Source organism: Clostridioides sp. ZZV14-6154 (genome assembly GCF_020657785.1).
GTDB lineage: Bacteria > Bacillota > Clostridia > Peptostreptococcales > Peptostreptococcaceae > Clostridioides.
The window spans coordinates 18081-30554 of record NZ_JAGWCY010000008.1; the positions used below are offsets into that span (position 1 = coordinate 18081).

Annotated in this window: 10 protein-coding genes; 9 read left to right on the forward strand and 1 reads right to left on the reverse strand. The window is 28.0% G+C overall.

The genetic code is table 11. The features are described from left to right. Positions 1-8 precede the first annotated feature (8 nt). From KGF45_RS14810 to KGF45_RS14830, 5 genes are all read left to right on the forward strand, one after another. Positions 9-1196 carry a M20 family metallopeptidase gene (locus KGF45_RS14810; protein ID WP_227838960.1) on the forward strand — a complete coding sequence of 396 codons (1188 nt, stop codon included), beginning with the start codon at positions 9-11 and terminating at the stop codon, positions 1194-1196. Between the two features lie 266 nt (positions 1197-1462). Then, a complete protein-coding gene (locus tag KGF45_RS14815) occupies positions 1463-3472 on the forward strand; it encodes a sigma-54 interaction domain-containing protein (protein ID WP_227830073.1) in 2010 nt (669 codons plus the stop codon). A gap of 246 nt (positions 3473-3718) precedes the next feature. Further along, positions 3719-4471: a gamma-glutamyl-gamma-aminobutyrate hydrolase family protein gene (locus KGF45_RS14820; protein ID WP_304521243.1), complete on the forward strand. Its 753-nt coding sequence runs from the start codon at positions 3719-3721 to the stop codon at positions 4469-4471. Positions 4472-4508: 37 nt separating this feature from the next. Continuing rightward, positions 4509-5828, forward strand: a complete 1320-nt coding sequence (locus KGF45_RS14825) for an APC family permease (protein WP_227842814.1) — start codon at positions 4509-4511, stop codon at positions 5826-5828. Positions 5829-6216: 388 nt separating this feature from the next. Continuing rightward, positions 6217-7371, forward strand: a complete 1155-nt coding sequence (locus tag KGF45_RS14830; protein WP_227830070.1) for a glycerate kinase — start codon at positions 6217-6219, stop codon at positions 7369-7371. 146 nt (positions 7372-7517) lie between these two features. Here KGF45_RS14830 and KGF45_RS14835 read toward each other — a convergent pair whose 3' ends face one another. Then, positions 7518-9431: a PTS sugar transporter subunit IIA gene (locus tag KGF45_RS14835; RefSeq protein ID WP_227842815.1), complete on the reverse strand. Its 1914-nt coding sequence runs from the start codon at positions 9429-9431 to the stop codon at positions 7518-7520. A gap of 254 nt (positions 9432-9685) precedes the next feature. On the opposite strand from KGF45_RS14835, the gene KGF45_RS14840 reads away from it, so the two are divergent. From KGF45_RS14840 to KGF45_RS14855, 4 genes are all read left to right on the forward strand, one after another. Continuing rightward, a complete protein-coding gene (locus KGF45_RS14840) occupies positions 9686-10003 on the forward strand; it encodes a PTS sugar transporter subunit IIB (RefSeq protein WP_227842816.1) in 318 nt (105 codons plus the stop codon). A 22-nt stretch (positions 10004-10025) separates the two neighbouring features. After that, positions 10026-10397 carry a hypothetical protein gene (locus KGF45_RS14845; protein ID WP_227842817.1) on the forward strand — a complete coding sequence of 124 codons (372 nt, stop codon included), beginning with the start codon at positions 10026-10028 and terminating at the stop codon, positions 10395-10397. A 301-nt stretch (positions 10398-10698) separates the two neighbouring features. After that, complete coding sequence (locus tag KGF45_RS14850) at positions 10699-11451, forward strand: MurR/RpiR family transcriptional regulator (protein WP_227830066.1); 753 nt, start codon at positions 10699-10701, stop codon at positions 11449-11451. 102 nt (positions 11452-11553) lie between these two features. After that, entirely contained in the window at positions 11554-12474 is a 921-nt protein-coding gene (locus KGF45_RS14855) for a 1-phosphofructokinase family hexose kinase (protein WP_227830065.1), read from the forward strand.

Consider the following 12474-nt stretch of genomic DNA (forward strand, 5'->3'; position numbering starts at 1 on the left):
GGTATATTATGATTGAAAGTATAAAGAAAAGAGCTTATGAGATAGAGAATGAACTGGGAAAAGAAATTGAAGAAGTATGTGATTTTATATTTAACAATCCAGAACTAGGAGAAGAAGAATATATATCATCAAAGTACTTAGTAGAGAAAATGAAGGAATATGGATTTGATACAACTTATCCGTACTGCAATATGGATACTGCTTTTAGAGCAGAGCTAGGGGATAACGATGGTCCAACTATAGCATTTTTAGCTGAGTATGACGCACTACCTGGATATGGGGAAAATAAAGAACCAGGTCATGCTTGTGGACATAACTGGATTGCTGCATCTACATTAGGAGCTTGTATAGTACTAAGTAAGTTAAAAGAAAATTTTAAAGGAAAAATTGTACTAATAGGAACACCAGCTGAAGAGACAACAGGAGGAAAGTGTGATTTAGTTAAAGCAGGAGCTTTTGATGATGTTGATGTAAGTTATCAGATGCATATAGAAGCTTTTAATAACATAAACTGCAAGGCTTTGGCAATAGACTCAATAGAGTTTAGTTTTGAAGGTGTATCAGCACATGCAGCTAGCCACCCTCATATGGGAGTTAATGCATTAGATGCAGTACAACTTACTTTTGCAGGAATAAATGCACTAAGACAGCATGTAAAATCAGATGTTAGAATACATGGGATAGTTTCAAATGGAGGAGAAGCTCCAAACATAGTTCCAGAAAAAGCAGCCTGTGAGTTTTTCGTAAGAGCTGCTGAAAGAAGTTATTTAGATGAAGTAACTAAAAAAGTTATAAACTGTGCGAAAGGTGCAGAGCTAATGACAGGAGCTAAACTTTCTTATAGATACTTTGAAAATTCTTTTGACAACATAATTAATAATAAGGTGCTTCAGAATATAACAAAGAATAATTTAATTGAAGCAGGTATAACGGATATATTAGAAGGAAAAGAGGGGCCAGTAGGTTCTACAGATATAGGAAATGTAAGCCAAGTTTGTCCTACTATGTATACAGAAATAGCTCTAGACATAAATCCAATGGTATATGTTCATGAAAAAGAGTTTTTAAATTATGCAAATTCTGAGGAAGCTTATGATAAACTCCACAAAGCAGTAAAGGCAATGGTAGGATGTGCGTTAGAAATTTATCTAGAAGATGGACTACTTGATGAGATTAAGAAAAATCACTTAAATTAAAAATAAAACAAAGGGGTATTACCGAAAAGTTGGTAATGCCTCTTTATTTTTTGATAGAAGTCATATTTTTGTAGATTCTATAGATAAAGTTATATTATTTATCTAATCTTAATCATATAATAATATTTCTAAGTCAATATTAAATAAAAATAAGTAATCTATCAATTTGGCATAACTTTTGCTTTATACTAAGTTAAAAGATTTTGAACTATATTAGAACTATTAAAATCTCACATAATATAAACAAAAGAAAGGATAGATTTATAATGAAAACAATAGCAGTAGTAACTGATGGATTATCTAAATTAGAATGTTTTTTAAATAAAAATCTAAAGCTAATATTTAAAGATAAAGTAAAAATAAAAAATTATTATTTAAATAGAATAACAGAAGAAGAATTGATAAAAGATGACATAATATTAGTAATGATAGATGATAGAGTATTAAAAATAAAAAAATATGTAAAGGATGTCTCAAAAATAATAACTATAAACAGGAGTATAAAGCAAAGGGATATATACAAGTTATTTTCATTACCAGAAGGAATAGATGTATTAGTAGTAAATGATAATAACCATACTGTATTAGAAACAATATCTAATTTATACAATATAGGAATAAATCACTTAAATTTTATACCATATAATCCTAATGAAGAATATAGACACATTAAGATAGCTATAACACCAGGAGAGAGAGAGTTAGTTCCTGAATATATTAAAGAAGTTATTGATTTAGGACATAGATATATTGATAGTTCAACATTTATTCAAATAATAGCAAAGCTTAAACTAGATGATAAAGAAATTACTGAGAGGTTAATTAAATATACAGATGAAGTGATTAGTTTATATTCAGGTATAAATACTAAATATAAAGAACTTACTATAAAAGCAGATGAATTAAACTCTATAATAAACCTATCAAACTTAGGTATGGCAATGATATCAGAGAAGGAAAATATAATTATTTGTAATGATAGTTTGAGTGATACACTAGATATTCAAAATGATATTATAGGAAAAAATATAGATGAACTAGAGAATGAAAATATTAAAAAGATTTTTAGATTAAGTAAGGCACATGATGAAGTTATAAAGTTTAATAATAAATATTTAAATGTAAATAAGTATAATATAGAAAGTTTTGGAAGGGTGACTGGATATTATTTTTGTATTCAAGAAATAACTTACATAAGGAAATTGGAACAAAACCTATCAAAGAAGCTTAGAGAAAAGGGGCAAGTTGCTAGGTATACCTTTGATGACATAAAAACAGTATCAGTAAAAATGGAAAGAACTAAAGAGCTAGGTATGAAAATAGCGGAATCTGATTATACAGTTCTTATAACTGGAGAAAGTGGAACAGGAAAAGAACTCATGGCTCAGTCTATTCATAATGCATCGCCAAGACATAGTCAACCATTTATAGCTATAAACTGTGCAGCTATGCCAGAAAATTTACTTGAAAGTGAACTTTTTGGATATGAAGAGGGTGCTTTTACAGGTGCCTTAAGAGGAGGAAAAAAAGGTTTATTTGAGCAAGCTAATAATGGAACTATATTTTTAGATGAAATAGGAGACATGCCTATATATTTACAAAGCAAATTACTTAGAGTATTACAAGAGAATCAAGTCATGAGAGTTGGGGGAGAAAATGTAATAGATACTGATGTTAGAGTAATTGCAGCTACAAATAAAAATTTATTAGAAATGATAAAAAAAGATAGGTTCAGAGCTGATTTATATTATAGGATAAATGTATTGCCTATAAACATACCACCTTTAAGGGAGAGAAAAGAAGATATAGAAGTTATGTTAAAGTATTTTATGAAAAGGAAGAGGGAAATTAGTCAAGATGTTCAAGACATTATTAATGCATATGAATGGCCAGGGAATATAAGAGAGTTAAAAAATACAGCTATGTATATTAACATTATGAGTTCTGAGCATGTTATTTTAATCAATGACCTACCTCATAACCTATTAAATATAACTGAAGATTATAGTAAAGAAATAAGTACATTAAAAGATAGAACATCTATAGAAAAAGTAAGGTTAGTAATGGAATGCTTAAAAAATGCCAATAACCTTAATAAAAACATAGGTAGAAATGGTATTGTTAATTCAATAAATGAATTAGGTTATAATATAACAGAAGGTGAGGTAAGGGGAATACTTAATATACTTAAAGAACTAGATTTGATAATATGTGAATCAGGTAGAAAGGGAAGTGAGTTAAATAGAAGAGGGAAAAATATATTAAATAGTATTTAATAGGTCAATAAAAAGGAAAATATAAATGCCTATTTTGCCCATTAATTAGACTTAAGACTATTCAAAAAAGCCGAATTAAACAGGATTAAAATAAAATGTAAATTAGTAGAATGATTTATATAACTGCTGCCTTAGAAAAAGTATTTTAAAAATAAATTAGAATTTTTAAATAAATAAAATATTGGTATGCTACTTGCTCTTTAACAGAGAAGTAGCATTTTTTATTGTTCATAAATAATTTAAGGGGTGAAGAAAGTGATTAAAAAGAAATATCCAGTAATAGGAATATCAGGAAACTTATTAATTGATGAAGGGGGGATGTTTCCTGGTTATGAAAGGGCTTATGTAAACAATGACTATATACAGTCAGTAGTTATGTGTAAAGCTATACCATATATTGTACCAATTGTATATGATGATGAGATTATAAAGGAACAAGTATCAAATATAGATGCACTTATACTATCAGGAGGGCAAGATGTAAACCCTCTCATATGGAAAGAGGAACCTCATAATAAGCTAGGTGCAATATCACCCAAAAGAGATGGTTTTGATATGAAGTTATTAAAACATGCTTTAGATATGAAAAAACCAGTGTTAGGTATATGTAGAGGGGAGCAAATAATAAATGTAACTGAGGGAGGAAGCTTATATCAAGACTTATCTTTAATTGAAGGAGCTTACATAAAACATAATCAGCAACATTTATCTAATATACCTACACATACAGCGCAGATAAAAGAGGGTACAAAGTTGTATGAAATATTAGGAGAAAAAGAAATCTTAGTTAATAGTTTCCATCATTTAGTTGTCAATAAGGTAGCTCCAGGATATATTGTTTCAGCTACTGCTAAAGATGGTTTAGTTGAAGCTATAGAAAAGGAGGGAAATGAGTTTGTAATAGGTATACAATGGCATCCAGAAATGATGACTAAGGATTGTGATAATATGAAAAAAATATTTATGGCGATAGTTAAAGAAGCATCTAAAGAAAAATAATTATAACTATATTTAAGTTGGGTTTGGAGGAATAACAATGAAAAAAAGCGTTAAGTTAGGTTTCTGGAGTATTGTATTATTAGGGATTAATGCAATAATAGGGTCAGGTATATTTGGTTTACCTGGAGATGCTTATACAAATATAGGTCCAGCAAGTATATTAGTACTAGTTTTTTGTATGTTTTTAGCTGTCTCTATTGCTTTATGTTTTGCTGAAGCAGGGAGTTGGTTTGATACTGATGGAGGGCCATATCTTTATGCAAAAGAGGCATTTGGAGATTTTATTGGGTTTGAAGTTGGATTTATGAAGTGGATAGTTAGTATGATTGCTTGGGCGACTATGGCAAACTTTTTTGCAGTTACACTATCATCTATATGGCCTCAAGCAGCCGAGCCACTTATTAAAAATATAATAATTGGTATATTAGTTGGAGGGCTTGGGCTTATAAATTTTATGGGAATGAAGCAATCTAAGCATTTAAATAATATAATGACTATAGGAAAATTATTACCAATAGTTTTATTTATAGTTGTAGGTTTATTCTTTATAAAAGGTTCTAATTTTACACCATTTGTAATAATACAAAAAGGTCAAAGTACATCATCAGCTTTTGTAGCAGTATCAATAACTTTATTTTATGCTTTTACAGGGTTTGAATCTTTAGCTGTTGCAGCAAAAGATATGGAGAATCCTAAGAAAAATGTACCTAAGGCATTAGTGATGGTAATGTTTGTGGTATCAGTAATATATATGCTTATATTGGGGATAAGTATAGGTGTATTGGGAGATGGATTAAGAGGGTCAGCGACTCCTGTTGCAGATGCTGCTATTAAAATGTTAGGTCCTATAGGTGGATATATAATTACAATAGGGACTATAGTATCTGTTGGAGGTATAAATATTGCATCATCTATATTTACACCAAGGTCTGCTGCTGCTTTGGTTGAGCAAGGATTAATGCCTAAGTCTATAAGAAAAACTAATAAAAATGGAGCTCCATATATAGCAATTATAGTATCTGTTATAGGAACTTTATTAATAGCATGGTCAGGGTCATTTACAACATTATCTCAAATAAGTGTTGTATCTAGATTTATTCAATATATTCCTACCTGTCTAGCTGTATTAATATTAAGAAAGAAGTATGCTGGTAAAGACATAAACTTTAGGATACCTGGAGGAGCAATTATACCAATATTTGCAGTAGCTATAAGTGTAGTATTATTGATAAAAGCAGGTATTGATGAACCAATGAAGATAGTTTGGGGACTAGGTGGTATGATAATTGTAGTTCCTATATATTTCTATATGACTAAGGTATACTCAAAGAAATATAATGATATTGAAGTCAAGTAATCCTTATAATTACTAGATAGTAAAATTACGAGGATTGTAATAAATTTTCTATCTATAAATTGGATGCAGAAATATAATCATGTGAGTGATTTTTTTGTACTTTAGCTCCAGTATTGAAATTAACAAAGAATTATATTTATATGTATTTTATAAGGATACTTTTGAATTTAGGATAAGCGGTATAACATTTTGGTGTTATACCGCTCTTTGCATAAATAACTTTATTTTTTTACTGATCTAGTTGCATAAAATGATGGAATATTAAATTCATCTAATAAGAGATGTCTATAAAGAAGAAACTGTATGTACAAAGAAAGGAGTAGAGTATAAAATAGAGTTTAAACTAAAACTTATAAAATTGTATGGTTAAAATAAGGAGCAGATAAAAATGAAAGTATTAATTTCTATAGATTCCTTGAAAGGAAGTTTATCTTCAATCGAGGCAGCAAATGCAATAAAAAAGGGAATATTAAAAGTAAAAAAAGATGCAGAAGTAAAAATATTGCCACTTGCAGATGGTGGTGAAGGGACAGTAAATGCTTTAGTTCAAGGAATGAATGGGAAAAAAGAAACTATAGAGGTTACTGGACCCATAATTAAGAAAGTAAATGCGACATATGGATTATTAAAAGGTACAAATACAGCAATAATAGAAATGGCTCAAGCCTCAGGATTAACATTAGTTCCAACTGAATTTAGAAATCCTTTATATACCACGACTTATGGTGTTGGAGAAATAATAAAGGAAGCAATAAATAAAGGCTATAGAAACTTTATAGTTGGAATAGGTGGAAGTGCTACTAATGATGCTGGGGTAGGTATGCTTCAAGCTTTAGGATTTGAGTTTTATGATGAAAACAACAACTTAGTAGGGTTAGGTGGAACAGTTTTAAATGAAATAAGACATATAAAAGTAGATAATAGATTAAAAGAATTAGATGAATGTAATTTTAAAATAGCTTGTGATGTAAACAACCCACTGTTTGGAAAAAATGGAGCTGCGTACATATATGGACCTCAAAAAGGTGCGACACCAGAAGTAGTTGAACAATTAGATAATGGACTTAGAAATTTTTCTAAGGTAGTAAAAAGTAACCTAAATAAAGATGTAGCTAATGTAGAAGGCGTAGGAGCAGCAGGAGGATTAGGTTTTGCATTTTTAGCGTTTTTAAATTCAAAATTAGAATCAGGAGTAAAAATAATATTAGATGAAATTAAATTAGAAGATGAAATAAAATGTGTAGACCTTGTTATAACAGGTGAAGGTAGATTGGACAATCAAACTGCTATGGGCAAAGCGCCAATAGGAGTTGCAAAACTAGCCAAAAAGTATGGAGTAAAAGTAATAGGTTTAGCTGGGGCAACGACAGAAGATGCAGTTAAGTGCAATGAAGAAGGGATAGATGCTTATTTCTCTATAGTAAATAGGGCTATGACAATTGAAGAAGCAATGGATAAAGAAACTGCAAGTAATAATATGACTGCTACAACAATACAAATATTTAATCTTATAACTAGTATACAACAGACAAAAAATAAGTAGTATTTAAAAGTAAGTGGTATTAAAATTAAGATATATTGAGTAAAAAGAAAGCTGTCACATATGAATTTAGATTTTTTCAGTGTGACAGCTTAATTTATTTTGTATTAATAATTTTAATAATATGTATTGTGAACAAATTAATGAATTTAGATGCTTTGAATAAGATAAGCTATTCTATTCATAAAACTACTATAACTATCTGCTTTAGTGAGCTCTTTTACATTATTCCACTCAGATAGTATTTCAATAAAACTTTCAAATATGTAATTGAATCTTTCTTTTTCTTTTTCGTTTATAGGTATCATGGCTATAATTTGAACTTTTTCCTCTCCCCATTTAACTGGTTTATCGTTTACAATTAAACAGACTCCAGTTTTTAAAGCATTCATTTTCATACTATGAGGAATTGCTACATTGTTATTAAACGCAGTTGAAGACATATTTTCTCTTATAAGAACGTCATCTATATAGTTAGGCTCAACATATTTATTTTCATATAGTACATTTCCCATAAATCTTATATAATCTTTAGCACTGTCTAAATATATGTTTTTCATAAATAAAGATTCACTGAAGTACATTTCTAAATGATTTTGTACAGTAAGTATATTTTTTCTTTCCTTAATCTGAATAAATTTACTTTGAATATTGTCATAATCTTTTCTGTTTGGATAAGGATTTATATAGACAAAAGGTAGAGGACATCTATCACTAATTGGTAAGGTAGTAATAACCATATCTACTTTGCTATCAAAGTCTAGATTATGAATGTCTGAAAAAATCTGAATAACTTCTATAGATTCATTAAATCTTTTTTCGAGGTCTCTCACTATTTTGAGTTGTAAGTCATAGTAATTTGGAGTAATTAATGCACAGAGAACTTTATCTTCTAGTAGTTTTTGCCTATCAAAAAATGAGCCTACATGAAGAGATATATATGATATCTCATCTTCATCTATCTTTATATCCTCTAAAATTTGAATTTGATTACAAATATAAACAGAAATATCATATATTAGAGGATAGGAATCTTTTAACTTTTGAGGTATTTGATTTCTCAAAACTTGATTATTATTGGCCCTACTTACTAAGTTTTTTACATGAAGAGTAAATCTCACAACGAATTCATCATCAGATAAATCTATAAAATATAAATCATATACATTTTTAATTATTTTTTTAGTTAAATCAACGAAATGTTCATTTATATAATTAGATAATGATTTAGTATCCATTTGATGGTAGTTTAAGACTGTGGTTTTGTTTGTTAACTGAAATACTAAATAATATAGTTCTGCACTAGTTAAAGTTATATCGTATTCAGACTCTAAAAAGCTCGATATATCTTTTGCTATATTTATATCTATATTATTGTCTATGTAGTTTACTACTTCACCTGATTCTATGTAATTATTCTTTTTTATCCTATCTATGGTTATCATTAGATGAAGAAGTATGTTATTTATAGCATATTCATTTGTAAATAAATTGTACTTTTTTAATATATGTATTACATTTTCCTTTAGTTTAGTTAGATTATATTCCTGATATATTTTTTGAACATCAAATAAACTTAAAAAGTCACTTCCTGTTTCTTTAAATATTATAGAACTCATTAATTTGCGTTTTGAAGACTCATCTCCAACTAGTTTTAGTAAAAATCTTGATTGTTTTATTTTTAAATTATAATTTTCTATAAATTTATTAGCTTTGACTATATCACCTTCAATGGTTGCTGAGCTAACAAATAATTCTTCACTTAAATCAAATATATTAATTCCTTTACTGTTAATGATAAGTTCCTTTAAAATTAAATTTAACCTATTAGCAGGTGATGCATTTTCTGAACTATCAATTTTAGTTTGACAACTACTATTAAGATTTACTTTATATCCTTTTTTAGAGGACAATATAATTTCACCAGTAGAATTAATCTCATTTACATATTTTCTAATTGAACGTGTTGATACGTTAAGATAATTAGCTATTGTAGATGAATCTATCCAATCATGTTGCGTTTTTATGAAATTTAAAAATAACTCTTTTTTAGATGTTTTCATCAATATCCCCTCACATAGTTTTTAAAATAAAATCTGTATGATATGATATATTGTATAATTGAATGTACGTATTATAAAGTACATTATACTATATATTAACATGTCTAGTTAAGAGTAAATGATTTCCTATTGTTAGGAACTATATTTATGTTAAAGGAACTTATTTAGGAAGTACAATATAAATATAATCAAATAAAAATAAAAAAAATTCATTAAGAAGTAAATTAATGAATGAAGATATTGGAGGTATTATTATGAAAAATATAAGAGTGTTATTAGCATGTGGTTCAGGAGCAAGTACAGGGTTTATGGCAACTAGTATGAGAAAGAGTGCAAAGAAAAAGGGGATAGAAGCAGATATAAAGGCTAGAAGTGAGTCAGAAATAGATAAATATTTACCAGAGATAGATTGTTTATTATTAGGGCCACATCTAGACTATATGAAAGATGAGATTCAAAAAAGAGCAGATGAGTATAACGTTCCAGTAGCATGTATATCTAAAATTGCATACGGGAGATTAGATGGTGCAAAAGCTTTAGAAGAAGCACTAGAGCTAATATCAAATAAATAAAATATTTATAGGGAGATTATTTATGAATAAATTTATAGATTTATATACATACTTGCTACTGAATTTTAATATAGGGAGTTTAGATATTATTATTAGAAATATAAGTTTTCTCATGGGTCATATACTTATGTGTGGTGGATTTGCAATGCTTATAAAGTTTGATATTGGAATGAGTCCTTTAGATGCAATATTAATCCATATTGAAAATAACTTTAAATATTCATATAAAGTTTTAAAAACTACAGTAGATGTACTATTTTTAATTCTAGGTGTATATTTAGGTGGAAATTTAGGATTTGGAACTCTATTTTACATATTATGTACAGGGACCACAATTTCAATTTTTAGTAAATTAATCTCTACTAATAAAAAAATATACTTTTCAAATATATAAACTGATAAATGGATAAGTATGAGATATATCTGTGAATCGTATTCAATAATTTAAGTCGCTTGAAGACTGAAAATCTTGTAATTGCTCAATTTTGATGATTGAGCAATTACTTTTTTATTGTGATATAACATAATGATAATATAATAAACTAAAGTATAAAATTATAATATTATAAATTTATATATATAGACATTGACTAAATCATAATTGTGTATAAAAATAAGTAGTTAAGAGGTAATATATTATTATAATATGTGATAAATTTAGACAAATAAAACCTATATATAAGGAGAGCGAAAATATGATAATTGAGTTAAATAAAAGAAATTCTGAAAATCTAACAAAAACAGAAATGGAAATAATTAAATTTATAAATCAAAATGAGTCAATATTATCAGAATTGTCCATAGTAGAGATTGCTCATGAAACATATTCGTCTCCAGCAACTGTTTCAAGAGCAATTAGAAAATGTGGTTTAAATGGATTTAATGAACTTAGATATAGATTGACAGTAAAAGATGAAAATAATGATATACACAATATGGGGGATATAATAAACAAGTCTTTTATAGAAGCACAACGAGTTATAGAACAAATATCTTTAACTACACTAATTAATATAATAAAAACTATAAATGAATCTAGTAAGATATACGTCCTAGCAAGAGGTCTTACTGAATATGTAGCAAAAGAGTTTAGCCTTAAGTTACAATTGCTTGATTTCAATGTGTTTTTCATAAATGACCCTAATATAATGAAAATAAAATCTAAATCAATGAAAGAAGATGAACTTATAATCATATTTTCGTTGAATGGAAATACTAAAGAACTTGTAGAATCAGCACAAAATGCCAATTTAGGTGGAGCCAAAGTTATAACATGTTGTTGTAGTGAAAATGCAAAACTTATAAAGTATTCTGATTTATATATTGTAGGATATAAGCATTATCATATATCTATATCTGAATATGAAGTGTCTTCTAGGTTGCCCCTGTACATTATATCTAGGATAATTATAGATTATATGGTCAAATATAATAATTCTGGAAATTAAATTGAAAAAGTCTATGAAAATCTATTTTCTATTTATGAAAAGATTTTCATAGGCTTTTTTATTATAATGAAAACATACACAACAGAAGTAAGGGGGAAGACAATGATATATACATTAACCACGAATCCAGCAATAGATATGAACATATCTACTAATGGTATAAAAAGTAAATTAGTAAATCGTACATCAAATGCTACATATTCTCCTAATGGAAAAGGTTTAAATGTAACATTTGTACTAGGTCATTATGGTATAGAGTCTAAGATATTAGGTTTTTTTGGAGGATTCTCAGGAAAATATATAGTTGAAGAAAGTGAAAAGAAAGGGTTTGATGTACTACCTACATGGGTAGAAGATACAACTCGTATAAATATATTTTTAAATGATGGAAATGATGAGTTTAAATTTGTAAACTCTGGGTCATATGTAAATGCAAAGCAAAAATTAGACATGCTAGAGAAGCTAGAGTCATTAGAAGATATAAGTTATTTGTCAATAAGTGGAAGTTTACCACCTGGTATTGATGAGAATTACTATGAAGATATATTTGAGATTTGTAAAAATAAGAATATAAAAACAATACTTGATATAAGTTCGCCGAAATTAAATGAATTATTAGAATATAATCCATATTTGATAAAACCAAATGATGAGGAAATCAAAGATATATTTGGAATTATCGTAAGAGATGAAGAGGATATTAAGGATGTACTTAAGTTTCTACATTTAAAAGGAGCTCAAAATATATTACTAACATTAGGAGAAAAAGGTTCTTATTTTTACAATGGAAAAGCAATTTATTATGCTAGTGCTCAACCAGTTACAGTTGTTAGTTCTGCATGTGCTGGTGACTCTGCATTAGCTGCTTTTTTAAGTATATGGCTAGAAAATCCAGAAGATATTGAAGATGCATTAAAAAGGTCTGCGGCAACGGGTGCAAGTGTGGCTGAAAGTAATGGTATAGGTAATTTGGCGAATGTAGAAGATTACATAAAAAATATAAAAGTAAGAAAGGTGGTATAA

Bases quoted from the DNA above. Each gene is read 5' to 3' on its own strand.
- KGF45_RS14825 (WP_227842814.1), top strand. From the start codon at position 4,509: ATGAAAAAAAGCGTTAAGTTAGGTTTCTGGAGTATTGTATTATTAGGG.
- KGF45_RS14815 (WP_227830073.1), top strand. From the start codon at position 1,463: ATGAAAACAATAGCAGTAGTAACTGATGGATTATCTAAATTAGAATGT.
- KGF45_RS14810 (WP_227838960.1), top strand. From the start codon at position 9: ATGATTGAAAGTATAAAGAAAAGAGCTTATGAGATAGAGAATGAACTG.
- KGF45_RS14845 (WP_227842817.1), top strand. From the start codon at position 10,026: ATGAATAAATTTATAGATTTATATACATACTTGCTACTGAATTTTAAT.
- KGF45_RS14855 (WP_227830065.1), top strand. From the start codon at position 11,554: ATGATATATACATTAACCACGAATCCAGCAATAGATATGAACATATCT.
- KGF45_RS14850 (WP_227830066.1), top strand. From the start codon at position 10,699: ATGATAATTGAGTTAAATAAAAGAAATTCTGAAAATCTAACAAAAACA.
- KGF45_RS14840 (WP_227842816.1), top strand. From the start codon at position 9,686: ATGAAAAATATAAGAGTGTTATTAGCATGTGGTTCAGGAGCAAGTACA.
- KGF45_RS14830 (WP_227830070.1), top strand. From the start codon at position 6,217: ATGAAAGTATTAATTTCTATAGATTCCTTGAAAGGAAGTTTATCTTCA.
- KGF45_RS14835 (WP_227842815.1), bottom strand. From the start codon at position 9,431: ATGAAAACATCTAAAAAAGAGTTATTTTTAAATTTCATAAAAACGCAA.